General features: G+C 69.2%; 21 protein-coding genes and 2 pseudogenes. 12 read left to right on the top strand and 11 right to left on the bottom strand.

All coding sequences use genetic code 11. The features are described from left to right. Positions 1 to 488 precede the first annotated feature (488 nt). The 4 genes from AC5L36_RS40580 (at position 489) to AC5L36_RS40565 (ending at position 4780) form a co-directional block, all read left to right on the top strand. Positions 489 to 1097 (top strand): TetR/AcrR family transcriptional regulator, encoded by a 609-nt coding sequence (locus tag AC5L36_RS40580; protein WP_441224138.1) that lies wholly within the window; start codon positions 489 to 491, stop codon positions 1095 to 1097. Between the two features lie 16 nt (positions 1098 to 1113). Continuing rightward, a complete protein-coding gene (locus AC5L36_RS40575; protein WP_441224137.1) occupies positions 1114 to 1602 on the top strand; it encodes a dihydrofolate reductase family protein in 489 nt (162 codons plus the stop codon). 205 nt (positions 1603 to 1807) lie between these two features. After that, positions 1808 to 2380 (top strand): CbrC family protein, encoded by a 573-nt coding sequence (locus AC5L36_RS40570; protein WP_441224136.1) that lies wholly within the window; start codon positions 1808 to 1810, stop codon positions 2378 to 2380. 792 nt (positions 2381 to 3172) lie between these two features. Next, complete coding sequence (locus tag AC5L36_RS40565; RefSeq protein WP_441224135.1) at positions 3173 to 4780, top strand: MFS transporter; 1608 nt, start codon at positions 3173 to 3175, stop codon at positions 4778 to 4780. Positions 4781 to 4971: 191 nt separating this feature from the next. Here the strand turns inward: AC5L36_RS40565 and AC5L36_RS40560 are convergent, their stop codons facing one another. Continuing rightward, positions 4972 to 5403 (bottom strand): DUF1398 family protein, encoded by a 432-nt coding sequence (locus AC5L36_RS40560; protein WP_441224134.1) that lies wholly within the window; start codon positions 5401 to 5403, stop codon positions 4972 to 4974. A gap of 69 nt (positions 5404 to 5472) precedes the next feature. Between AC5L36_RS40560 and AC5L36_RS40555 the strand changes: the two genes are divergently transcribed. Next, positions 5473 to 6435 (top strand): hypothetical protein, encoded by a 963-nt coding sequence (locus AC5L36_RS40555; protein WP_441224133.1) that lies wholly within the window; start codon positions 5473 to 5475, stop codon positions 6433 to 6435. Positions 6436 to 6643: 208 nt separating this feature from the next. Here the strand turns inward: AC5L36_RS40555 and AC5L36_RS40550 are convergent, their stop codons facing one another. After that, a complete protein-coding gene (locus AC5L36_RS40550; RefSeq protein ID WP_441224132.1) occupies positions 6644 to 6985 on the bottom strand; it encodes a hypothetical protein in 342 nt (113 codons plus the stop codon). Positions 6986 to 7158: 173 nt separating this feature from the next. Between AC5L36_RS40550 and AC5L36_RS40545 the strand changes: the two are divergent. Further along, positions 7159 to 7413 (top strand): annotated as a pseudogene (locus tag AC5L36_RS40545) (ferrochelatase); the annotation flags it as partial. A 324-nt stretch (positions 7414 to 7737) separates the two neighbouring features. Continuing rightward, on the top strand, positions 7738 to 8361 hold the full coding sequence (locus tag AC5L36_RS40540) for an alpha/beta hydrolase family protein (protein ID WP_494909600.1): 624 nt from the start codon (positions 7738 to 7740) through the stop codon (positions 8359 to 8361). A 59-nt stretch (positions 8362 to 8420) separates the two neighbouring features. On the opposite strand, the pseudogene AC5L36_RS40535 reads toward AC5L36_RS40540, so the two are convergent. Together AC5L36_RS40535 and AC5L36_RS40530 are read right to left on the bottom strand one after the other, a co-directional pair. Next, a pseudogene (locus AC5L36_RS40535) lies at positions 8421 to 8651 on the bottom strand (Hsp20/alpha crystallin family protein); the annotation flags it as partial. Between the two features lie 45 nt (positions 8652 to 8696). Beyond that, a complete protein-coding gene (locus AC5L36_RS40530; protein WP_441224130.1) occupies positions 8697 to 8819 on the bottom strand; it encodes a hypothetical protein in 123 nt (40 codons plus the stop codon). A 624-nt stretch (positions 8820 to 9443) separates the two neighbouring features. Here AC5L36_RS40530 and AC5L36_RS40525 point away from each other — a divergent pair. Continuing rightward, positions 9444 to 12137 carry a PQQ-dependent sugar dehydrogenase gene (locus AC5L36_RS40525; RefSeq protein ID WP_441224129.1) on the top strand — a complete coding sequence of 898 codons (2694 nt, stop codon included), beginning with the start codon at positions 9444 to 9446 and terminating at the stop codon, positions 12135 to 12137. A gap of 136 nt (positions 12138 to 12273) precedes the next feature. Next, entirely contained in the window at positions 12274 to 13572 is a 1299-nt protein-coding gene (locus AC5L36_RS40520; RefSeq protein ID WP_441224128.1) for an MFS transporter, read from the top strand. Positions 13573 to 13593: 21 nt separating this feature from the next. Here AC5L36_RS40520 and AC5L36_RS40515 read toward each other — a convergent pair whose 3' ends face one another. From AC5L36_RS40515 to AC5L36_RS40485, 7 genes are all read right to left on the bottom strand, one after another. Then, positions 13594 to 14394, bottom strand: coding sequence for an alpha/beta hydrolase (locus AC5L36_RS40515; RefSeq protein ID WP_441224127.1), 801 nt, complete (start codon positions 14392 to 14394; stop codon positions 13594 to 13596). A gap of 2 nt (positions 14395 to 14396) precedes the next feature. Then, positions 14397 to 15230, bottom strand: a complete 834-nt coding sequence (locus tag AC5L36_RS40510; RefSeq protein ID WP_441224126.1) for an alpha/beta fold hydrolase — start codon at positions 15228 to 15230, stop codon at positions 14397 to 14399. A gap of 17 nt (positions 15231 to 15247) precedes the next feature. After that, positions 15248 to 16075 (bottom strand): alpha/beta fold hydrolase, encoded by an 828-nt coding sequence (locus AC5L36_RS40505; RefSeq protein ID WP_441224125.1) that lies wholly within the window; start codon positions 16073 to 16075, stop codon positions 15248 to 15250. Between the two features lie 171 nt (positions 16076 to 16246). Further along, positions 16247 to 18961, bottom strand: coding sequence for a helix-turn-helix transcriptional regulator (locus AC5L36_RS40500; RefSeq protein ID WP_441224124.1), 2715 nt, complete (start codon positions 18959 to 18961; stop codon positions 16247 to 16249). Positions 18962 to 19099: 138 nt separating this feature from the next. Then, the gene (locus AC5L36_RS40495) at positions 19100 to 20017 is read right to left on the bottom strand and encodes an AraC family transcriptional regulator (protein ID WP_441224123.1); all 918 of its coding nucleotides are present in this window, start codon (positions 20015 to 20017) and stop codon (positions 19100 to 19102) included. Positions 20018 to 20173: 156 nt separating this feature from the next. Then, positions 20174 to 21040 (bottom strand): DUF8832 domain-containing protein, encoded by an 867-nt coding sequence (locus AC5L36_RS40490; RefSeq protein ID WP_441224122.1) that lies wholly within the window; start codon positions 21038 to 21040, stop codon positions 20174 to 20176. Further along, positions 21037 to 22374, bottom strand: coding sequence for a choice-of-anchor B family protein (locus tag AC5L36_RS40485; protein WP_441224121.1), 1338 nt, complete (start codon positions 22372 to 22374; stop codon positions 21037 to 21039). Before AC5L36_RS40485 ends, AC5L36_RS40490 begins: the two co-directional genes overlap by 4 nt. A 237-nt stretch (positions 22375 to 22611) precedes the next feature. On the opposite strand from AC5L36_RS40485, the gene AC5L36_RS40480 reads away from it, so the two are divergent. The 3 genes from AC5L36_RS40480 to AC5L36_RS40470 all read left to right on the top strand — a co-directional run bounded on the left by AC5L36_RS40480 (position 22612) and on the right by AC5L36_RS40470 (position 24809). Further along, a complete protein-coding gene (locus AC5L36_RS40480) occupies positions 22612 to 23133 on the top strand; it encodes a permease-like cell division protein FtsX (RefSeq protein WP_441224120.1) in 522 nt (173 codons plus the stop codon). 10 nt (positions 23134 to 23143) lie between these two features. Then, positions 23144 to 23647: a permease-like cell division protein FtsX gene (locus tag AC5L36_RS40475; protein WP_441224119.1), complete on the top strand. Its 504-nt coding sequence runs from the start codon at positions 23144 to 23146 to the stop codon at positions 23645 to 23647. Between the two features lie 124 nt (positions 23648 to 23771). After that, on the top strand, positions 23772 to 24809 hold the full coding sequence (locus AC5L36_RS40470; protein ID WP_441224118.1) for an aminotransferase class V-fold PLP-dependent enzyme: 1038 nt from the start codon (positions 23772 to 23774) through the stop codon (positions 24807 to 24809). Positions 24810 to 24837: the final 28 nt, after the last annotated feature.

Genomic DNA, 24837 nt, shown 5'->3' with positions numbered 1-24837 from the left:
CGCTTTCGACGTCCCGAAGAGCGATCCAGCTGCCATTGTGAAAGCCGGACTCGACGGCCTGGAGGCCGGCGACTGGGAGGTAATCGCCGACGAGATGCCCAGCCTCGCGAAGGCAGCCCTCGCCAAAGACCCCCGCGAGTACTACGCCCAGCGGTAACGAAAGCGGGCGCGGGCAACTGACCTTGCCCGCGCCCGCCACACCGACCGGTTCGACGCCCGACCAACCAGCACCGGTCGGTCGGGCCGCTAACAGCGCGAAATCCGCAACGTGGCACCGGCTGACGCCACGGTTAGCAGCCGGCCGCTCCGTACCAGCGAACCGTCGACTATCCACTCGAGCGAAACTGGACGACCAAACCCTGAACAGCCCGGCTCGCCATAGCCTCCAGCAATCCCGTGCCGGGAACCGCGCCTGACCAGACTCGAATCAGACACCGATCCACCGCGAGGCAACGCCCGCTCATCGGCAAAGTCGTTAGCCTGGCCGGGTGGGTACGGCGAGGAAGGATGGCGTCCGCAGGCGGGAGGAGCTTCTCGACGCGGCGTTGCGGTGCTTCACGGACAAGGGCTTGCTGGCGACCGGTATCGAGGACATCCGCAAGGCGGCTGGTGCCAGCCCGTCCAGTGTGTATCACCTCTTCGGCGGCCTGCCGGATCTGGTCGCCGCGTTGCTCGTGCGTACGTTCACCCGGGTCTGTGCCCAGCTCACGGCCGATGTCACCACCGCGCGGACCGCCCGGGACGCGGTGCACGCGCTGGTCCGGTCCCACCTGAATTGGGTCGACGCGCACCCGGACGAGGCCCGGTTCATGTACCAGGCGATGGCCTTGGAGCTCGCATCCGGCCATGCCGAACGGCTCGCGGCGGCGAAGCGGGAGCTGCAAGAGCCGGTCAGCGCACACCTAGCCACGTTCGTGGCGGCCGGTGAACTGCCGGGCTGGGAGCCCGGGCTGCTGGAGACCGTGCTGCTCGGTCCGAGCCATGAGCTGAGCCGCCGGTGGCTTGCCACGGGCGCGGGCGACCTGGTCTGGGCCCGGGCCGCGTTGCCGGGGCTGGCGTGGCGCGCCGTCCGCGAACTGGAGGATTCTTCCAACTAGGCGTACGGTGAAAGGTATGCAGACGACCCTGTACGCCTCCCTGACCGCGAACGGGTTCCTCGTGCGTGCCGGCGGCGAGCGCGAGATCCCAGCGCCGATCCTCACGGACTTCCTCGGTCACGTTCGCCGCTGCGGCAACGTCGTGGTCGGCAGGCGCACCGCCGAACTCATACGGGCCACCGGCTCACCCGCGGAGTTCGCCGGCATCAACGTCGTCGTCCTGTCGCGCAACCCCGGTCGCGGCGTGGCCACATCCCCGGAAGAAGCCCTGCGGCTGCTGGCCGCCCGCGGGCACGCCGAGGCGCTCCTCGGCGGCGGCGCCGGCGCCAACGCCTCCTTTCTGGAGCGTGGCCTCGTCGACGACATCTACCTCAACGTCGTACCGGTGCTGACCCCGGCCGGACCGGCCCTGCCCGCTGCACCGCAGCCGGCCGACCTGCGCCTGCTCGACGTGCGCCAGCTGGCCGGCTCAGCCGTCCAGATGCACTACCGCGCTGGCGCCTGAAAGCTTGCCGCCCCCCGCGAGATCACTTGAGTGCCAGCGGGCCGCAGAGAAGCTGGCGGAAGCGGAGAAGAGGCCGTAACCAAGCGCCAGGCCCACCGCTCAGGATGAGGCGCTGGCGGCTCACCGGCACGTGCGGGGAGCGGCAGATGGGATCCCTCGGCGCAGACGTCGCCGACAAGGGCCGTGTTGCTGGCAGCATGAGCCCATGACCGAGCCGTTGTTCCGCTACCACCCTGATCCCGTAGCCACGGGTTCGGCGGTGCGTGTCGAACACGAGTGCAGTGTCTGCGGCCAGACCCGGCAAATGCGCTATCGCGGACCGATCTACGGCAAACAACCCGATAGCCTGTGCCTGCACTGTATTCAATCCGGAGAAGCCTCCCGGGCACTCAGTGTCGTCGCCACAGCAATAGACGGCAGCGACGTCCTGGACATGCCCGCCGAGTTCAGCGACGCCGTCAACGTACCCGATGACGTGCCGCGCTACGTTGTGGAGGAAATCACCCGCCGAACCCCAGGCTTCTTCGGCTGGCAGCAGCAGTCATGGCTCTACCACTGCGGCGACGGTGCGGCCCTTGTGGGGCCTGCCGGCTATCGTGACCTCACACCGTATCCAGACGCGCTCGACATGCTCCGTGAGAGCCACCGGCAACTCGGCTGGGCGGCAGATGAATCCGAAACGTTTCTACGCCGGCTCGACCGCGATGGTGAGCCCACCGCATATCTGTTTCAGTGCCTGCGATGTCAAACTCACATCGCCTCCTGGGATATCGGCTAGACCCTCTCGCCCACACAACGCCGACGCACTGTCATCGGCAAATGAGTGAGTCTGATGGGGCGACGTGGCCGTGCTTGGCGGTGGCCGGCCACGTCGCTGGCTGCTCAACCTACGCTGTTCGAGGCATACCGGCGGACGCGGGCCTATGCGAGCAGGGCCGCGGCGCCAGGCATGCTGTGCCGGAAGGTGGGCGCAACAGCCGCCGGCGCGGTAATCGACCAAGGCTCGGGCCAGCCGCGGGTCGTGGCCCGCCCGGCAGCAGCCCGCCGGTCTGCATTGATGTTGAGGCGTCTCACGGATTTCGGAGCTCCTTGACACGCATTCAAGGATCGACGATTGCCTTTCCGTCGTCGCGCCGCTGCGGAGCGTTCCGCCAGTTGGAACATGTAGGTCATCCGCGTGTGCCTCGCCATCGCGGCGCGAATCTCCTCGGACAGCACGCCGCCGTGGTCGACCTGGCGCTCGAACCGGTCAAGGAACGCCTTGGTCCCGGAGGACGTCCGCGGTGCGGTCAGCGGTGTTGGCCCACGAGGCGTGCGCGGCAATCCTGGCGCGGCGACTACGCTACGCCGCGGTCAGCCCCCTCCCCCCGGCCCCGATCGCGGTCCGACACGTTCGCCTACCTTCTCGAACTACCTGCGGAAACACGTGGCCAGCCCGACCCATTTCGGCGTCGCTGACATCCGACCGGTAACGGCGCGGGCCGCCGCGGGGCGGCATGAAAGTTCCCCGCCCGGGGTACGCGGCGGTATGGGAACGGGGGCCGTGACGCGGCGCGGTGATGTCGGCGTTGTGCGGCAGCGCCTGGCATTCGCCGCATTGCTGCTCGGACCGTTCGTCGGCGTGCTGGACGTGCTGATCGTGACCGTCGCCGTGCCCGCCATCCGCGCCGACCTGGACGCCACATTTGGACAGGCACAGCTCGTCGTCGCCGGTTACGCAACCGCGTACGGCGTCGGCCTGATCACCGGCGCCCGGCTCGGCGACCGGTATGGCCGCCGGCGGCTTTTTCTCACCGGGCTCCTCCTCTTCGTCGCCGCGTCGGCCGGCTGCGCTGCTGCACCGGATGCAAACCTGCTCATCGCGGCCCGAATCCTGCAAGGCTTAGCGGCGGCGGCCTTCGTCCCTCAGGTTCTGTCCATCGTCCGGGCGTGGTTGCCGGACCAGGCCCGACCCTCCGCGGTCGGCTGGTACGGGACGGTCGTCGGCGTCGGCGCGGTTTCCGGACCGGTCATCGGTGGGCTGCTGATGGGGTGGGATGTAGCAGAGCTGGGATGGCGGCTCGTGTTTCTGGTCAACGTCCCACTTGGACTGCTGGCCATCGCGGGCGTGCTCCGCGGCGTCCCGGAGTCCCGCAGCGCCACCGCGGCGCGCCTCGACCTTGCCGGTGCCGTCACCTCGACGATCGGCCTGGCGGCCCTACTGGTCTCGCTGACCCAGGGCGGCGAGCACGGCTGGTCACCGCAGCTCTTGGCCCTGCTGGCCACCGGCGTGCTCATGCTAGGCGGATTCGTCGTCCGCGAAAACCACCTGGAACGCCGTGGCGGGGCACCACTGCTGCCACCGCGGCTGTTCAAGCACCGAAACTTCACCTGGGCACTGATCGCGGTAGCGTTGCTCTACGCGACCGACGCCAGCTTCTTCGTACTCTCCTTCCACCTACTGGACGGGCTGCACCTCACGCCCACGTGGGTCGGCATACTCCTCATGCCGGTCGGCGCCGGCTTCGCCATCGGCAGCCGCGCCGCCCCGCGGCTGTTTGCCCGCCTCGGGCTGCCCCTGATCGCGGGCGGGATCGCTCTTCAGGCGATGGGCTACGCCGCGATCGCGCTGCACAGCCTCGCCGCCGGTCCCACCGCCCAACCGCCGCTGCTCGCCGTCGCGTTGCTGGCCGTGGGAATCGGCCACGGTCTCGCGGTGAACCCGCTCTTCGACCTCGTCATCTCCAGCACCACCGACGCGGACGCCGGTGCCGCGGTCCGGAACGCTGCTCACCACCACACAGCTAGCCAACGCCCTGGGGATCGCCACGATCGGTTCTGTCTACCTGTCCCTGCTCGACCACCCGCCACACGCGCTGCCCAACCGCGCCTTCGCCGAAGCTCTGGTGTGGACAATGGCGATCCTCGCCGCGGTAAGCATACTCGCGATTCCGCCGCTCAGATTCATGCGCCGGTCTCTAGCCCGGACAACGCCGGCCGTGACGCGACGGCCAGCACACGACGAACACACGTGGAGCGCACGACGTGTCGGCGTTGCCCCGTCGTCGCGCGACACGCGCGCGTCAGCTGTCATGCCCCCAGGCCGCGACCCGAGCCGGCGTCAAACGGTCGGAGCCGACGACGAATGCGCCAGCACGCCAGAGCGCGCCGGCCCGGCGTGACCCGTAACCATCTGTAGCCGCCGTTCGACAGCTCGTCGTGCGCCCGGGCACTCTTGCCGCGTACCCGTAGCGGCGCAGCCTACTTCGGTGACGAGCGGATCGCGGCAGAAGCGGATGCTGCGGCCTTGCCGTCGCCGGCGGAGTGCCAGTCGGCCGGCGGCCCCGCGACGAGCCATCCACTTACGCTTCTGGGCTGGGCGCAAATAGCCTACTCGACCTTTTCGCGCAGCAAAACATTGCCGGCTTTGTCGAGGTACGTGATGGTCAACTTGTCCGTGTCAAACGTCCACTTCTCGACGCCATTGTCGGCTAAGGCTTTGGACATTTCTGCGTAGCCGACACCACCTTTTTCAGCCTGCTGCATGTACCGCAAAAACTCGTCCCCATCGCAGGTTTCGGCGATGGCAAACGTCTCGTGGAACGCCGGGCCGACCAGTATTTGCCCGTCCGCACCGAAATATTCGGAGTGCCCGTCGGTTATATATGAGTCATACGCCTTGACGCCGATGTCCCGCAGCGCGCGCAAATAGCCGCCCAAAGTGCCTTTGTTGCCTAGGCGATCGTGAATGTCAGTGATCTGCTCAAGCGTAAACATGTCGGCGGCATATAGGGGCTTCGCTGTAAGATCGCGCGCACTCATCTCGGCAGTTCAGTAAAGCTGATCGTGGTGGTGTTCGACGTCTGCAGCTGATCGTGGCACCGTCCTGGCGTGCCGGCTGCCGAGCAGGGTGTCCGGTTCCGCTGGGACCTCGCCACCGACCGCGGCGCGCGGTTCGCGTGGGTGGTGAGGTGGCTGGCATCATGGTGCGGCTGTCATGGCTGGCAGTGGGTGTATGGGAGGGGCGAGGGTGTCGTGCGTAGCAGGGTTCAGACCGTAACGCCGAAGAAGGCCGCCGAATATTTGGAGCGCAATACGGCCAACCGGCCGTTGGCGAAGCGGACGGTACGTGAGTTCGCGCAGGCGATGCGGCGCGGTGAGTGGCTGGTCACCCATCAAGGCATCGCGTTCGACACCACCGGGGCGTTGGTGGACGGGCAGCACCGGCTGGCCGCCGTCATCGAAGCCGATATCCCCGTGGAGATGACGGTGTTCACCGAAGTGCCGGTAGGTGCGTTCGATGTGCTGGACACCGGCAAGCGACGCAACGCCGCCGACGTGTTGGCCATCGAGGGCGAGAAGTCAGCCGTCGTGCTGGCCGCCATGGTCCGCACCGTATGGCTGTACGAAAACCGCCCCGAACTGGGCTGGTCCGGCGGCGACGCCGGCGTAACCAACCACCAGATCGTGCAAACCCTGCAACAGCATCCCAAGCTGCGTGACTTTGTCCCGGTCGGGGAACAGATCGGCACCGCCACAGGCATGATCAAAAGCGCGGCCGCGGCCGCAAGCTACCTGGTCACCCAGGCCAGCCACCGCGACCTGACGCCCTGGTTCGACGGCATCATCGAAGGCACCGGCCTAACCAAAGGTGACCCGCGGCTGCTGTTCCGCCGGATCATGTTCAACCACACCCGCAAACAGGCCGGACAGCCGCTACGCCGCCGGGAAACCCGCGAACACGTAACCCTCTACCTCAAAGCCTTCAACGCCTGGACCACCGACACCCAACTGACCGGCGCCCAGCTCAAGTACACCCCCCGCGAACCCGTCCCACCCATCCACACCCACTGAGGTCAACTCGACGCAGTAGCGCCAAAGTCAGATGCGTCCTGGCTAATCAGGCCGGCGAGATCGTCCACGTCGACGGCGGGTACCACGCCTTCGGCGCCTGACGCGTGCGCGTGATCGCGACTTCAGGCGCAAGATACAGTTTCCGGCCCGGGAACTGCAGTTCTGCACCCGAAATCGCGATCACGAGCGGCGCGCGAGGGGTCAACGGTCACAGGTGGACGGTCGGGTAGACGAAGCCCTTGCTGATGGTCGTCGGGCGGTTGCGGAACTCCTGGTCCGGAATGCCTTGGCCGAAAATGTGATACCTCGCGGCGATGTAGTTGCAGCTCCTGCCGACCTCAGACTGCAAAGTCAGGTTGTGCGCCTCCTCGTTGTACCGTCCCGTGTGGAACGTCCATGAGGAGAGGCTGGTCGGGCACGGCTGGCTCGGTGGGAGGACGCCCGAGGCCGCCGATGCGGTGGGCATGACGGCGAACAGGGTGCCCGTGCCGGCGGCCAGGACCGCCACGGCTAGCCCGAGCCTTGTCGTGGTCTTTCTCTTCAGGGTCATTGCTGAGCCTCCGCGGGGCAGGCCCGGACCTGGGTGTCCAGGCGCAACGCCATGCTGCCAACATGCGTTCATCGTTTCGGCATCATGGCTGCATTGCCCCGATCAGCCCTGGTCAGGGTGGGTCGCGTCGCGGGCACCCGGTACGGATCGACCGGGGTGGGGCACGATGGGGGGTGACGTACGACGCGATCCTGCTTCAGCCGTTCGGCGGCCCAGAGGGGCCGGACGACCTGCTGCCGTTCCTGGAAATGTGACCCGCGGGCGCGGCGTGCCGCTCGAACGCCTCGCGGCGCTCGCGGAGCACTACCACCACTTCGGCGAGGGTAGCCCCATCAACAAGCAACGCCACGCACTGCGGGCGGCACTGCGCCCCCCACGTCGACCTACCGATGGACTGGGGCAACCGGAACTGGCACCGGTACCTCGCGGGCGTTGAGGGCACGGAGGCAGCGTTCCTGTCGCTGATAGCCCCGCGTAGGGTGAGCGACTCGGCAGGCCGCTCGTGGTCGGCGGGGCGAGTGCGGCAGGGGCTGTCGGTTACGCAGCTCCAGTCGCCGGCTCACGTCTCCCCACGGGCCGACCGGTGACGGCAGTCCACACCGTCCGACTACACCCGCGACCTGGGGATCTCCAACGTCACGATATGCGTCGCCAAAACTCGCCCGTGCAGTCAACTACCGCGTGACCAGCAGAAAGACGCTGGACGAGGCACAGACGCGACTCCCGCGGTGACCCATCTGTCTATGCCGACATTGGGACCGGCCAAGGGGACCATCGGCGTCGTCGGCCTCGGAGCGCGCCTGCCGTGGCGCCTCGAAGGCATCCTGCCGTTTCCGCTCTGGAACAGAATCCTGACACGGTTGCCGGACGCCGAGCTGTCGTCGCATGGCTTCGTGGTCATCCAGCCCACCTTCCTGGACGCGACGGCGCTCGGCCTGCGCGAAGCCGATGACCCAGACGCGCCCCTGTACACGCGGACGCGGGCCGAGGACATGTCGCTCATCCTGGACCAGCTCGACCTGATCGAGAAGGCTGTGCCGCAGCTTGTCGGGCGCCTGGACCGGGACAAGGTCGCTGCGGTGGGCCACTCGCTGGGCGGGCACACGGCTGCCCTGCTGCTGGGCATGCAGTTCGAGGATCCGTCCCAGGGCGGCCGGAAGGTGAGCCTCGTCGACCGCCGGATCAGGGCGGGTGTTTTGATGGCCGGGCCCGGCCGGGGCGGCGATGCGCTGCACGACCGGGTGGTCCGGCTCTACCCCGCCCTGAACGCCCCAGACTTCTCCACGATGCGGACGCCGGCGCTCGTCGTCGCGGGCGACAAGGACCTCTCCACCACGTTCACCGACCTGGGCGCGAGCTGGCGGATGGACCCGTAACCTCGGCGATCCAGGGCTCCCGCTGCAGCGCAGGACGAGCCGATCGAGCTCAACTTGCCCACGCGCACGCTCAGCACGCCGTCGGACAGCTTCGCCGTCACGTTCTCCGGATCCACGTCACCCGGTAGTGCGACCGCGTACTCGAACTGGCCGGTATGCCGGCGGCCGCGGTCGACGCCCGATCCGAAGTGGACGAGTCCATATCGGACGCTGAACGAACGGTGGCTGGGCTGGACGACCGATGGCGGCGGGCACTTGCCGACCTGGACCTGTTCTTCGGTAAGCGCCACGCCGCCGGTCTGAACGTCCAAGCCGTGTCAGACCTGGCCGGCCGGCTAGTCGACACCGGCCTGCCCGTACCCGGTGCACGACACGATGCCGTACGCGCGCAGCCTTGACCACCCGATCTGCCGGATCAGCGGCGGGCGGTACCGACCACACGCCGCGCCGGCCCGCACGACGAACTTGATAAACGGTTTTGGTCGGGCTGTACCGCCCTGCGATCATGCGTGCGTGTCGTATCTCGTCGCCACCGAGCGCCCTCACGGTGGTCTTCGGAGAGGTGCAGACGCGGCTGACTTACGACGTCGAACTGAGACTCCGACGGCCACCTGCCACCTCCAGGTGCGAGACGACGTCAAGGCTTTGTGTGGCTTTCCGTGGCAGTGTCTGGTCCTCGTGCCGGGGCAGCCTCCTTGGGGCGAACTCGACGAATGGCTGCGCTGCGACCAATGTGAAGACATCTCGTATCGACGGCCGCATGCGAAATTGGCGGCGGATCCGGATGCGAGCTTGCTGCCGCCATTTAGTGGGATAACCAATTTCGTGGCCGAATCGCCCTACGCCGAAATGCGCGATCCCGGATCGCACGGTTCGGAGCGAAACAGGGTTCGGTGGAGGCAATGTCCCTTATAGACGGTGCGTCCAAAGCATCGGCAACTTCAGATGGATCTTAGTGGGGCTGACGTAACGAGACGCCTTCGTTAGCGTCTGTCCGTCGCGTACGGTGCCGTCGCGATTCTGATGCGCGGTGTGCGCGTGCTTCCGTCCATTCTGGGCAAAGCCGATCAGGGAGAAGCCGGATGTCGTTGTCTCGCCGATTCGCCGGTTCGATGCTCGTGGCCGCATTGGTGGGAGGCGGGCTTGCCCCGCTTGTCGCGGCGACGCCGGCGGCGGCCGCCGTGCCCGCGGGCTTCCAGGAGCAGGTCGTGATCAGCGGCCTCAACCAGCCGATGAATTTGGAGTTCGCGCCCGACGGGCGGATCTTCGTGGCGGAGAAGGCCGGCATCATCAAGGTCTTCGACGGGCTCGGCGACACCACGGCGACGGTCTTCGCCGACCTGCGCACCAACGTGCACAACCAGCACGACCGGGGCCTGCTGGGCCTGGCGCTGCACCCCGACTTCCCCGCCACGCCGTACGTCTACGTGCTGTACACGTACGACGCCCCGCCCGGCCAGACCGCCCCGGTGTGGAACGACAACTGCACCTCGGTCGGCGGAGCCAACGGCGGCCGCTGCGTGGTGACCGGCCGGCTGTCCCGGCTGGAGGCGGCCGGTGACGTGATGACCGGCGCGGAGCAGGTGTTCCTGCACGACTGGTGCCAGCAGTACCCGAGCCACTCCATCGGCGATCTGCGCTTCGGCGAGGACGGCGCGCTGTACGCCAGCTCCGGCGACGGTGCCAGCTACTCCGCGGTCGACTACGGCCAGCTCGGCACGCCGCCCAACCCCTGCGCCGACCCGCCGGGCGGCACGATGGCGCCGCCGAGCGCCGAGGGCGGCGCGCTGCGCTCGCAAGACGTGCGCACGCTCGCCGATCCGACCGGGCTCGACGGCACCCTGCTGCGCCTCGACCCGATGACCGGCGCGGCCGCCAGCGGCAACCCGCTCATCGCCAGCGCCGACCTCAACGCCCGACGGATCGTCGCGCAGGGCATGCGCAACCCGTTCCGGTTCACGTTCCGGCCGGGCACCGGCGAGGCCTGGCTCGGCGACGTGGGCTGGAGCACGTGGGAAGAGATCAACCGCGTGGTCGCCCCGGTCGCCGGTGTGACCAACTTCGGCTGGCCGTGCTACGAGGGCGGCGCTACGCAGAGCGGCTACGACGGGGCAAACCTCTCGCTGTGCGAAAACCTGTACACCGGCTCGGGGCAGACCGCGCCGCACTACGCGTACCGGCACGGCCAGGCGGTGGTCGGCGGCGAGACCTGCCCGGTCAACACCGGGTCGTCCACGTCCGGGGTGGCCTTCTACCCGACCAGCGGCGGCAGCTATCCGGCCGCGTACCGGGGCGCCCTGTTCTTCGCCGACTACTCCCGTGACTGCGTCTGGGTGATGCCGCCGGCCAGCCCGGGCGGCGTGCCTGACCCGGCCAGCCGCCAGGTCTTCGTCTCGGGCGCGGCCAACCCGGTCGACCTCGCGATCGGTCCGGGCGGCGATCTGTACTATGTGGACGCCGCCGGCACGGTGCGCCGGATCCGGTACTTCGCCGGCAACACGCCACCCACCGCGGTGCTGCAAGCCTCGCCGACGTCCGGCGCCGCACCGCTCACCGTCAGCTTCGACGCGCGCGGCTCGTCCGACCCGGACCCCGCCGACGCCGGCCTGCTGCGGTACGAGTGGGACTTCACCAACGACGGCACGGTCGACGCCACCACGGCTACCGCCACGTACACCTACCCGGCGGGCGGGCCGTACACCGCGCGGCTGCGGGTGATCGACACGCTCGACGCCGACGACACCGCGACGGTCACCATCCAGTCGGGCAATGCCCGTCCCACCGCGGTGATCGACGCGCCCGCGCCCACGCTCACCTTCGCGGTGAACGACACGATCAACTTCGCCGGCCACGGCACCGACCCGGAGCAGGGCGCGCTGCCGGCCTCCGCCCTGCATTGGCGGCTGCTCCAGCACCACTGCTTCACAGTGGACAACTGCCACGTACACACCGCGCAGGAGTGGGCCGGCGTGGCGTCCGCCTCGTTCCCGGCGCCCGACCACGAGTATCCGTCCTATTTGGAGCTCGTGCTTACCGTGACCGACGCCGGCGGCCTGACACACACCACCAGCGTGCGGCTCGACCCGAAGACGGTCGACCTGACGTTCACCAGCAGCCCGCCGGGGCTTCAGATCGCGGTCGGCGGCACCGCGGCGGCCACACCGTTCACCCGCCGGGTGATCCAGGGCTCGGCCAACTCGGTCAGCGCGGTGACGCCGCAGACGCTCGGCGGCACCACGTACACGTTCGCCAGCTGGTCGGACGCCGGCGCGCAGACCCACCTGATCACCGCTCCGGCGACGGCCACGACCTACCAGGCCACCTACGCCGCCACCGGGCCGGTGCGGTTGCCGCAGTCGCAGATGACCGTGCGCTCGGTGGACAGCCAGGAGACGCTGCTGCTCAACGGCCGGGGTACGAACGTGCTGGACGGCAACACGTCCACCGTCTGGATGAGCCGCATGCTGCTGCCGGCGCCGATGCCGCACGAGATCCAGCTCGACCTCGGCACCAGCCGCTCGGTGGCCGCGGTGTACTACCTGCCGCGGCAGAGCAGCGCCAGCGGGCGGATCGCCAACTACGAGGTGTACGTCTCGGCGGACGGCACCACCTGGGGCCCGGCGGTGGCGACCGGCACGTTCCCCAATAGCACGGCCGAGCAAGCGGTCACGTTCCCGGCCAAGTCCGGCCGGTACGTGCGGCTGCGCGCGCTCAGCGAGGTCAGCGGCAACGCATGGGCGTCGGTGGCCGAGCTGAACGTCGGCATCCTGCCCTGACCGGCCCGCGGCCATCCCGCGACCGCACCTCTTCCGGCCGACGGGTCGACGGCCGGAAGAGGTGACCGAGGCTCTCGACACGAACCCGCGCTCCCCGCGACACATAGGTGCGGGTCGGTGATCCACACTGTGACGGATGGGCCGCACACGGCAGGCAGACCGGAGTTCGCTGAGACGAGTCGCGATCGCGGGATTTGTCGGCACGACGATCGAGTACTACGACTTCTTCATCTATGGCACGGCCGCCGCGCTGGTCTTCTCCGACGTCTTCTTTCCGGCTCTCGGGGACGTAGCGGGTTCCGTGGCATCCTTCGCCACGTCCGCCGTCGCCTTCGTCGCCCGGCCGCTGGGGGCGATCGTCTTCGGGCACTACGGCGATCGGTGGGGCCGCAAACGCACGCTTGTCGCGACGCTGTTGGTGATGGGCTTGTCCACGGTCACGATCGGATTGCTCCCGCCGGCGGCAGCGATCGGCGTCGCCGCTCCGGTCGCCCTCGTAGCCCTGCGCTTTCTCCAGGGTCTGGCCCTCGGCGGCGAGTGGGCGGGCGCCAACCTGCTGACGGCGGAGTACGCCCCGCGGGGCCGCCGTGGCTTCTACGCCGTCTTCCCGCAGTTGGGCGGCGCGATCGGCTTCGCCCTGTCAAGCGCGACGTTCCTGGCGACCGACCTCGTCATCGGAAACAGCGACGAGGCATTCCGCTCCTACGGTTGGCGCGTCCCGTTCATCGCCAGCGCGGTTCTCGTACTGCTGGGCCTGTGGGCACGGGGCACGATTGACGAGACTCCGGTCTTCCGCGCGAGCAGGCAGGCGCTTTCGACCCGATCGCCGTTTGCCGGTGTTGTCCGCGAACAGTGGCGTGAGGTGCTGCTCTGCGGCGGGCTCACCGGCGTCGTATTCGCGCTCTTCTACATAGGCGCTACCTACTTGACGACCTACGGCACCGCGACCTTGGGGATCGACCGGCAGGTCGTTCTCTCGCTCGGGATCGTTGCCGCCGCTGTAGTGGCACTCTTCGTCTTCCTGGGAGGCAGGCTCTCCGACCGCTACGGTCGGCGCAACATCATCATCGTGACGGGGGGACTCGCGTTCGTCTGGTCGATAGGCGTCTTCCCCTTGCTCAGCACCGGCAGTCCGCTCGCGTTCGGGCTGGGGCTCGCTTGCGCCTTCGCCCTCAACGGCTTGGCGTTCGGGCCGGTTGGTGCCTTTCTCCCAGAGCTTTTCGCGACGCGACACAGGTACACCGGAGCGGGAGTGGGTTTCAACCTCGGTGGCATCATCGGCGGTGCCGTGCCCCCACTGCTCGCTCCGGTGCTGGCGGATTCCTTCGGCGCAATGGCCGTCGGCGCCATGGTCGCGTTGTTGGCGGCCATCAGTGTCGTCTGTACCTGGACGCTTACCGAGACGTCAAGTCGGCACAGCCTCCACGACGGGTGACGCGACTGCGCGGTGCCCGGCTCATCTCGCGTGGCGCAGGGCCCAGTCGAGGGCGTAGTCGGCGATCTCTTCCCAGCCCTTCTGGGCGGTCAGCAGGTGGGCGTAGCCCTCGTACTCAACGTGTTCGGTGGTGGTGTTCGACTTGTAGTGCTTGACGTTGGAGGCTTGTACGGCCGGGGGCATGATGTGGTCCTCGCTGCCGGAGATGAACAGCAGCGGTGCCCGGTCGTCGTTGCGGTAGTCGACCCAGGTGTCCTGGTGGCCGGGCTGGAAGTTGGCCAGGACGCTGCCCCACAGGATGCCGCCGTTGGCCGGGATGTGGTATCGCTCGTACAGCGCCTTCGCCTCGTCGTCGCCGAACGTGTTGGTGAACGCGTACTTCCACTCCTCCAGCGTCAGGCCGATGGCCTTGTGCCGGTTCGCCGGTGACCGCAGCACCGGCAGCGTCGACTTGACCTGGGAGAACGGCACCACGTGGACGCCCTCGGTCGGGGCGGAGTTGAGCGCCACGGCGGAGGCGCCGAAGCCGTGGTCGAGCAGGATCTGCGTGAAGGCGCCTCCGGCGGAGTGGCCCATGATGATCGGCGGTCTCGACAGCGGCCGGATGACCGCTTCGAGGTGTTCGATGATGGCCGGGACGGTGAGTGCGGTGATGATGTCGGGGTTGGCGTTGAGGGCCTCGACCTCGACCTCGAAGCCGGGGTAGCCGGGTGCGAGGACCCGAAAGCCCTTGCTCTCGTAGTGGGTGATCCAGTGCTCCCAGCTGCGGGGGGTGACCCAGAAGCCGTGGACCAGGACGATGGTGTCGGGCGTTTCGCTCATCATCAGGCTCCGTGCGTGTTGAGGAATGCGAGCAGGTCGTCGCCGAGCTGCTGCTTGTGGGTGTCGGTGATGCCGTGCGGCGCGCCCGGATAGACGATCAGCTCGGCGCCCTTGACCAGGGCGGCGGATGCCTTGCCGCCCACCTCGAACGGCACGACCTGGTCGTCGTCGCCGTGGATGACGAGGGTCGGTACGTCGAAGGCGGCGAGGTCGTCGCGGAAGTCGGTGGCGGAGAACGCGGCGATCGACTCGTAGGCGTTGCGGTGCCCGGCGGCCATCGACTGCGACCAGAACGCGTCCCGGATGCCCTGCGACACGTTCGCGCCCGGCCGGTTGTTGCCGAAGAACGGCCCGTCGGCGAGGTCCTTGTACAGCTGGGAACGGTCGGTGGCCGATCCGGCGCGGATGCCGTCGAACACCTCGACCGGCACGCCGTGCGGGTTGTCGTCGCGGCGGACCATCAGCGGCGGCACGGCGGAGACGAGGACGGCCTGCGCGACGCGGCTGGTGCCGTGCCGCCCGATGTACCGGGTGATCTCGCCTCCGCCGGTGGAGAACCCGACCAGCGTCACGTCGGACAGGTCGAGGTGCTCGATCAGGGCGGCGAGGTCGTCGGCGTAGGTGTCCATCTCGTTGCCATGCCAGGTCTGGGTGGAGCGGCCGTGGCCGCGCCGGTCGTGGGCGACGGCCCGGTAGCCGTTGGCCGCCAGGAACAGCTGCTGGGCCTCCCAGCTGTCGGAGTTGAGCGGCCAGCCGTGGCTGAGCACGACGGGGCGGCCGGCACCCCAGTCCTTGAAGAAGATGTCGGTGCCGTCGGAGGTGGTGACGAATGGCATGGTGAGTCCCCCTGGTATCAGTCGCGGGTGGTGTGGGCGGCGAGCGTGATGAGGTCGGCGGTGAGCCGCGGCTGGGACATCATGACGACGTGCGAGGCGCGTGCCTCGACGGTGCGGGAGCCGGCGCGCTGTGCCATGAACCGCTGCGCGGCGGCGGGGATGAGGTTGTCGTCGCGGGCGACCAGGTACCACGACCGGATCTGCTTCCAGGCCGGCGGTCCAGACGACTGTTGCAGGGTGTGCACGTCGCCGGGCCGCTGGGTGGCGGCCATGATCTGTGTGGTGGGACTGGGCAGATCGCCGGCGAAGATGTCGCGAAACAGGTCCTGCTTGACGTAGCCGTCGACGCTGGTGCCGCCGCCGGGCAGTGGGTAAGGGCGCCGCTCGATGGCATGTTCACCAAGTTTGCTGCCGGGAAACTTCGTCTGAAGGTCCAGCACGGTGTCACCCTCGTCCGGCGCGAACGCGGCGACGTAGACGAGGGCCTTGACGTTCGGGTTGCCGGTGGCGGCGTTGGTGATGACGACGCCGCCGTAGGAGTGGCCTACCAGGACGATGGGGCCGGGGACGAGGCGCAGGATGCTGGCCAGGTAGGCCGAGTCGGTGTCGACGCCGCGCAGCGGGTTCGCCGGGGCCAGCACCGGGTACCCGGCGCGGACGAGCCGCCGGATCACATCGTTCCAGCCGGAGGCGTCCGCGAACGCGCCGTGGACCAGGACGACGGTGGGCTTCGGCCCGGACGCCGGGTGGGCGCCGGCGGGTGCGGCTGTCGCCGCGGTGACGACGCCCGAGGCGACGAGGGCCGCGGATCCGGCCAGGACCGTACGGCGGGAGACGGCAGGCATGTGGCGCTGGTTCCTTTCGGCGAAGGGGCATGGTTCACGGGCAGGCGGCATCGGCCCACGTACTGGTGGGCTTCGTGGCCTTGACCGTGCCGGCCGTGGTGCTCCGTTGCGGCCGTGCCGGGAACGTTACGGCGGCGGCGGCGTCCCCGTCGTGAGTCAAATGACTGCGGATCAGCGGTCGTGCTCGGCCGCCATCCGCTGAAGCTCGCTACGCGAAGTGATGCCGAGCTTGGGGAACATCCGGTACAGGTGGCTGCCGACGGTCCGGTGCGAGATGAACAGCCTCTTGGCGATGTCCCGGTTGGTCAGCCCCTGCGCGACCATCGAGGCGATCTGTATCTCCTGCGGCGACAACGTGTCCCAGACGTCCGCGACGGGTGAGTCGCTGCGTTCCCCGGCCGCCCGCAGCTCCGCCCTGACGCGCTCCGCCAGCGGCCGGGCCCCGAGGCTGTCGAACCCCTCCCGGGCCCTGCGCAGGTGGTCGCGTGACTCGCGCACCCGCCGCCGGCGACGCAACAACTTGCCGTACGCGAAGAGCAGGCGGTAGCGCTCGTACGGCCAGATCGTCATGTCGGTCGCCAAGGCTTCGGCGAACCGTGGCTCCGACTCGTCGTCAGCGGCCAGCACCGCCGCCGCGAAGCCGAGGTTCATACGGCCCGTGGGCGAGGTCGTCTCGCGTACCTCCGGCGGCAGCCTCGCGATGAGCGACCGGGCGGCGGCGACCTCGCCACACGCCGCGGCGGCTTCGGCCATGCTCGCCAAGGACCACAGGGCGTGTGCCGGGTGGTAGGCGCTGTCGGCCGGATCGTGCAGTTGGGCGAGGCAGGCGAAGGCCCGCTCGTAGTTGCCCTGCCCCGACGCGACCGCCGCGCGCGCGATCAGCGTCACGGCGCCGATGGTGGCGAACCGGCGGGGATTCTCGCGGTCGGCGCGGGCGACGAGGTCCTCCGCGGAGGCGAAGTCGCCGCGGAACGCCACCACCACAGCGTGTGCGACGAGCGAGGACGCCTCCCAGAACGGCTGGCGGGTCTCCGCGCACAACCGGGTGCTCTCCTCGGCGGCGGCCACGGCGTAGGACCAGTTTCCGCGGCGCATGGCGGACCACGCGAGCAGCGACAGCGTCCTGCCGAGGGTGTGCAGGTGACCTTCGGAACGCAGCCGCTCCGCCGCGTCGGTGAGCAGGCCCTGGGAGACGTCGAACGCGCCGGCGCACGCCGCCGCGTGCGCGAGCCGGTAGCTGGTGGTGGTGTCCCGGGCGCCGGCCGGCACCTGGGCTGTCAACGCGCGGATCCTGGCGTCGCTGTCGAAGGGCGAGCAGTACGCCAGCAGCTGCACCCGCGTCGAAACGTCGACAAACGCCAGCCGGTCCGCCGCGCCGATCACCTGCTTGCCGACCGGTCGGCCGGGAGCGAGGTTCCAGCAGCGCAGCGCCGACGCCCGGAGGAAGTCGGTCGCCAGTGTGTCGTCGCCGACCGTGCTCGCCCGGCCGGCGAGGTCGACGAGTGCGGTGATGCGCTGGTCACCGCCGCGGTCTCCGTCGGCCAGCTCGTTGAGCCACTCGTACCGCAGGCCGTCGTGCTCGCTGTCCACGAGATCCCCGTAGCGCCTCCGGAGCCGCTCGCCGTGCTCGGGCTGCCCGACCGCGTACGCGAGGGCGGCCGCGTGATAGGTGCGGCCCGCCTTGTCGCGGCCGTCGACGGACAGCTGGGCGGCACGTTCCAGTGCCCGCACCGCGTTCGTCGGCGCGCCGCGTTTGATCGCCCGCTCGGCGTGCCGCTCGAGCTCGGCCGCCAGCGCGGCGTCCGGCCGCAACGCCGCGGCGGCCCGGTGCCACACGGACCGCTCCGGCTGGTCGGGCAGGACGTGTGCAAGTGCGGCGTGGCAGGCCCGCCGCCGGTCGGGTCGGAGTCGCTGGAGGATCGCGGACCGGATGAGCGGGTGCCGGAAGCGGACGGCGGCGCCGTCCACCACGATCAACCCGGCCGACACCGCCGGGTCGAGTGAGGGCGTGTCGTCCCGGCCGCACAGCATCTCGGCGGCGGCGACGATCTCGGCGACGTCGTCGGAGTCGCTGAGCGCCGCCACCTCCAGGATCGTCGTCGTCACGGCGTCGAACTCGTCGACGCGCGCCAGGAACGAGCTCTCCAGGCGTGCGGTCAGCGGCAGGCGGTCGGTGTCGACGCCGGAGTACATCCCGATCGCACGGGGCAACTCCAGCAACGCGAGTGGGTTGCCACGCGCGGCGTCCAGTAGCAACGACCTCGCGCTCGCGTCGAGTGTGCCGGCGACGCGGTCCAGCAGGGCCGCCGCGGATTCCGAGTCGAGCGGGGCGAGACTCATGGCCGGGACCGCCGCGTCGAGGAGTGCCCCGGCCTCGTTCTCGCGGTGCGTGGCGAGCAGCACGATGCGGTCGGACGCGACCCTGCGCGCGAGGAAGGCCAGCGCCTGCTGACTGGCCGGGTCCATCCACTGGGCGTCGTCGGCCAGCAGCAGTACCGGTCGCTCGACCGCGACCTCCGCCAGCAACTCCAGCGCCGCCATCGCCACCGTGGACAGGTCCGGCGCCGCACCCGACGCCCGACCGAAGGCGACATCCAGGGCTCGCCGATACTGTGCGGTGAGCCGGTTGCGGTGGCCGAGGACCGGACGCGTGACCTGGTGCAGCGCGGCATACGGCAGGCCGAACTCGGTGACCGAACCGACGGTGCGCAACACCCGCAGCTTGTCGCCGGCCGTTACGGCGGCCCAGTCCAGCAGCGCCGACTTACCGACACCGGGCGTGCCGCGGATGACCAGCGCGGCGCCACCCTCGGCGGCACCGTCCAGCAACGCGCCGATGGCCGTCTGCTCCGGCGCCCGACCGACCAGAAAACGTTGTGCGTCCACGCTTACCCCCGCCGTACCCCGCTGTGTCGGGTACGTATGACACGAAGGCTATTGGAAGAAGGCGGCCAGGCCGATGGGCCGTTCGGGCTTGGTCAACACCTACCGGTGTGTGGGTGGCAAACGCGGCCGGCGGTTGGTTCAGCCGCCACCCGTGCGCAAGGTGTGGTGGGGTAGCTCACCGTATTGGGCTTGGTAAGCGGCGGCGAAGCGGCCCATGTGTACGAAACCCCACCGGTGTGCGATCTCGGTGACGGTCCGGCCGTTGGTGTCCGGGCGGCGCAGGTCGTCGTGCGCTCTGGCGAGCCGTAGCCGCCGCAGGTAGGTCATCGGGGACATGCCGGCGTACCGGCGGAATCCTTCTTGCAGCGCGCGCACGCTCACCCCCACCGTCCGCGCGAGGTCCTGCACGGTGACGGCTCGGCCCGGGTCGGCCTCCATGAGGTCGATCGCCCGCTTCACGTGCCGCGGCCGGCTCGGCGTCACCGAGCCGGCCAGCTCGGCGCGGTACTGATGGTCGGTGGCCAGCAGCACACCGGTGAGCACGCAACTCCACAGCCGGCTGGCGACCAACGGCTGACAGACGAGGCCGTCGCGGTTTTCCAACTCGGCGTGGATGAACCGCAGCAACCGCACCAGGCTGCGGCCGGGGCCGGTCCTGAAGTCGTTTCCGAGCGGGATGCGCAGTGGCCCCCGAATCGGGTGTCCGAGCAGCTGAGCCAGCGCGGCTTCGAGCGCCGACGCGTCGATCTTCGTGGCGAGCTGGTGGCTGCCGCCGCTGATCAACGGCTGGTCGACCGCCCCCGTGGGGCGGAACAGCGTCGCCCATCCAGGGCCGGCGGCGGTCTCCGTGCCGTGCTGCCGGGCCTGCACGTGGCCGACGAGCGGCAGGTTGAGCTGATAGGCGTCCAGGTATCCCAGGCCGGTCGACACATCCACGCCGTACGCCAGGTCACCGACCGTCAAAGGGCCGAGCTGGATCACCGTCAGATCGAACGAAAACGCGTCCACCGGTCCGCGGGGCCGCACGGTCAGCGGGCAGTAGGCCCAGTCGAACATCGCGTTCGTTTCATCGGCACTGGACGCGTGGTACGACACCGGGGCCGGCCACGGATCCCCATTCCTTTCTGTACGCGGCGGCATGCCAAGAAGTATGCGGCGTCGAGAGGCCCGGCACACGGTCTGGCCGAGTGGATCGCTTGCCGTGGCGGGTGATCACCTCACTATCACGGTGAATGCCGCCTGGTGTACGGCACCGGCCACCTTGAACTGTAGGAAGACGCGGTGCCGGCCGCGCTGCGGAAACTGGGTGTGGAAGGTCAGGACGCCGTCGGCCGGTGCTGCCCGCGTGTTCGCCGGCGTCGTGGGGTGTAGATGGGTGAGGCGCTGGGTGGTGGAGTCGAACACGGAGGCGTGGGCGTACACACCGAGGTACGGCTCGAGCGCCGTGACCGGCGCACCGCGGGCGTCGCGCACCTGGAAGCGCATGATGTCGGGCCGGCCCGCGGCCGCGTCCGCCGTGCCTTCGAGCCGGCTTACCGTGAACCGGCCGGCGCGCACCCGGGACGCCGGCGCCGGGAGGGGCACGTAGCGGGTGTCGCCGGCGATGACGAACGGCGTGCCGAGCACGGTGGGGTGCTGGCCGCCGGCGCCGCCCTTGGGGACGAATTCGGCGTACAGCCGGTAGACGCCGCCGTCCGGCACCTTGACCGCGGCGGTCCATGTGTCACCGGCGAGCGTCGGGTGCAGGTGCTGGTAGAAGCTGAGGTCATCGCGCAGCACGTACAGATGCAGCGGTTCACTCCCGACCGCGTCGAACGCCGTGGCCGGCGCGCCGCCGGGACCGATGATGCGGAACGCCAGCGGTATCGCGTCACCGCGCCGGTCGGGCAGCGCGACCGGCGACAGCAGGTACCCGTCGTGGTTGTCGGAGAGGCCGTCCGCGACGTCGCCGTGCGCGGCGTGGCCGGCCGCTGGCCGGGGCGGGGCGTCCCGGCCAGCGTCGAAGGGGTTGACGTAGGCCACCGCCGCCACGAACAAACCGACCATGACGAGCGGGACCCAGGGGATCCGGCGGGTCACGTCGTGGGCAGGTTCGGCCGGACGACGAACAGGCCGCGCTGGATGCTGAAGATCGCCACGTTGCCGCTGGGGTAGAACGGATAGACGTGCCAGGCGCCGGCGAACCCGGCGGCGTTGCTGGACGGGTCGACGTCGAAGTAGCCGGCCTCGGTCATCGTCGACGGGTTGGCGATGTTGGTGAGCCGCAGGATCCGCAGCCCGGCCCGATAGTTGGCCTGGTAGCTGTAGTTACCCTTGACGAACTGGTTGTGGTCGGTGGCCGCGGTCGGCCCGAGGTACGAGCCCACGAGCACCGGGCTGGTCAGGCTCGCCATGTCGAACACGTATGTCTTGCTGCGGTGGCCCAACCGCGTCTCGTCGAGTTCGTCGTCGAGCACGAAGTAGCGGTGGTTTTCGGTGAACCAGCCCTGATGCGTGTAGCCCCGCCCGGCGTAGGTTTGCCGGGCCAGCCGCACCGGCGCGGACTTGTTGGTCACGTCCCAGACGGTCAGCGTGTCCTCGTTGCTGGCCATGAGGATCTCGCGCCCCTGGTACGCGGTGTGCGGACCGCGGTACACCACAGCCTGCGCGTCGTGGGTGTAGCCGTCGCCGCTCACACAGCCCGCGAAACTCGGACTGGTCGGGTTGGCCAGGTTGAACACTCGCGACCCGCCGCTGCATGTGTTCGAGCCGTTGACGTACGCGTACCCGGTGGCGTTGTTGATGTGAATGGTGTGTCCATTGTTGAACGACGTGTTGCGGGCGTCCGCGGTGAACGTCTGCGGGGTCGTGACCGAGCGCAGCCGGGCCAGGTTGAAGATCTGCATGCCGTGCGCCCCGTTGTTGTCCGAGACGATGTAGGCGTGGTTGTTGTGGACGCTCAGCTCGCGCCAGCTCGACGTGCCCGTGGCACTGGGCAGGTTACCCAGGTACCGGGGGTTGACCGGGTCGCTGATGTCGACGAACGACGTTCCCGTGGTACGACCGACGATCGCGTACTCCTTGCCCGTAGAGGTGTCGGTCCACCCCCAGCCCGCCGAGCCGCTGCCGCCACCGATCGCGGACAGCGGAAGGTTGCCCAGCAGGTCCACATTGGAGCACGGATAGCCACCTGCCATCCCGCCGACGCAGGACGCCTGCGCGGCCGCCGCCTGCGGAATGGACAACGGGTCGACCTGTTCCGGGCGGTCGTGGTCGTGATCGTGGCCGCCGTCCGCGGCGAGCCACGGCATCGTCTTCAGGTCGCGCGGTCCGGTCCGATCCGGGTCGACGGCTGAAGCACTCGCGGTGAGCGACCCGCTGAGGGCCACCACGGCGCAGAGCGGTAGCAGGAAATACAAAGGCCGACGCCGCATGGCGCACCTCCCGTGGCAGGGCACGGGGATCACCCACGCCCGCCCGAAGCGATCACGCCAGGCATCGTCGACGGTCCGACGCTACGACCCGAGCACGATCGAGGCTGGTAACTGTATCGATCGACGGTACGGGGTTGCGGCGTGTCACTCAAGAGTGGCCGCGTGCGCGGCGGCGCGTGCGGTGGCCGTAGGGCCATCCCCCGAACGCCGGCGCTATCTGGTAGACAGTGGGGCATCGTGTCCGATACTCCAGCCGCGGCCGTGCCGCCACCCACCCCCGCGGACAGGTCCGCACCCCGGCCGCGCCGGGTGCTGCTGGCAGCCCTCGCGGTGGCGGCGTTGCTGTGCGGTGCGGGCCTCGCGAGCGCGGTGACCTTCCTGGTCATGCGCGACGACGCGGGGCCGGGGCCGGCACGCGAGCACGAGGTGCGGGTGTTTCTCGACGTGGACGCCACCGCCGAGCAGAAGGCGGCGGTCGAGTCGGCGCTCTCCTCCCGATACCCGGGCGGCACGATTCGCGTGGAGACCCGCGAGCAGGCGTACCAGCGGTTCAAGGAGCTGTACAAGGACGAACCGGATCTGGTCGAGAAGGTGCGACCCGACAGCTTCCCGGAGTCGTTGCTGGTGACCACCACCGCCAAGGTGTTCGACTGCGCGGGGTTGGCCGCGGTGGCGGAGATGGACGGTGTCGGCTCCGCCACGGTCTGGCAGCTCGCCGCGGGAGAGCGCCCCAGAGCCATGATCCTGGACTGTCCGTAGCATGTCGACGATGCCACCCGAGTCGCCGCCGGGCGCGGTCCCTACCGCCATGCCGCCGGGCCGGTCCGCGCCGTGGCCGCGCTGGGTCGTGTACTCGCTGGTCGTCCTGGCCGCGCTGGTGGGTGGTGCGGTCGCCGGTGCGACGGTGACGCTGCTGGTCGTGGAGGACCGGCCGGAGGACCTCCACGTCGTGACGGTGTTCCTCGACGGCGGGGCCACGGCGGAGCAGCGCACGGCGGTGGAGTCGGCGCTGTCCCGTATGTACCCGCCGGACCGGATCCGCCGGCAGAGCCGTGAGCAGACGTTGGAAACCCTCCGCGAGGACTACCTGAAGGACTTCGGCGCCGAAGTGAAGGCCGAGCTGGGCGAGTCGTTCCGGGTCGAGCTCCCCGGATCGTCGATCGACTGCCCAGCGCTGGCTCCGGTCGGGAAGATGCCCGGCGTGCAGCTGGTCGCCGTGGGCCAGCCGGCCGATGACGACCGCCCGTACGCGCTCCTCCTGGAGTGCCCGTAGTCGTGCGGCCGGTCGCGGCCGCCGCCGTTCACAGCAGCTTGTCCTGGGTGAACGGCGGCCGGCAACGCCACCACCTCGCGATTGGCTGCTGCGGCTGGGGTGCCGAACGCGGAGGCTGGTCATCGTGGAAGTCGAAGAAGCGCAGAAACTCTGGTCGGGAAAGCCCGGATGGCTCAATACCGCAAGCTACGGCCTTCCGCCTCGGCCCGCGTACGAGGCCCTCCAGAACGCGCTGGAGCAATGGCGTGAAGGTAGCACCGGTTGGGAAACCTGGAGCGCCACGACGGATGAGGCGAGGGCGAGGTTCGCGGCTCTCATCGGAGCCGACGCCGCCGATGTGGCCATCGGCGCTCAGGTCTCGCAGATGCTCGCACCCGTGGCCTGTTCGCTTCCGCGTGGCGCGTCGGTGCTGGTGCCCGAGCAGGAGTTCACATCGGCGGTCTTTCCCTGGGCCGTGCACGAGGCGCGTGGCGTTTCAGTCCGCAGCGCGCCGTTGGACGACTTCGCCGGACACATCAGCGAGGAAACCGATGTCGTTTGTTTCTCGCTCGTACAGTCCGGGGACGGTCGGATAGCCGACTACCGCTCGATAGTGACCGCGGCCCGACACGTTGGCGCCATGGTTGTCGTCGACGCGACCCAAGCCGCCGGGTGGTACCCGTTCGACGGGCGGTTGGCCGACGTGGTGGTGGTGAGCGCCTACAAGTGGCTCATGGCGCCGCGCGGGACCGGATTCGTCTACATCGCGCCGCGTCTGCGCGACTCGTTCACCCCTGTAGCGGCTGGCTGGTTCGCCGGCGAGGATGTCGAAAAGTCCTTCTACGGTTTGCCGCTGCGCCTCGCCAAGGAGGCGCGCGCGTTCGACCTGTCCCCGGCCTGGCATCCCTGGGTAGCGACGGCACCCGCCCTCAAGGTGATCCAAGACGTCGGGGTTGACACCGTCTACCGGCACAACACCGCACTGGCCAACCGGTTCCTCGCCGGACTTGGACACCCACCACGGGAAAGCGCTATTGTCACGCTCAGTTCAGCGGGTGCCGGTGAGGCCCTTACCCGGGCTGGGATTCGCACCGCCGGACGCAATGGTGCGGTTCGCGTCTCATTTCACCTGTACAACACCGAGTCCGACGTTGACATGGCGCTGGATGCCCTCCGCGGCTAGACAGCGGCGCCAGGCGTTCCATACCGCA

The organism is Phytohabitans sp. LZ39 (assembly GCF_059359075.1).
This window is presented reverse-complemented; position numbering and strand designations above follow the sequence as displayed.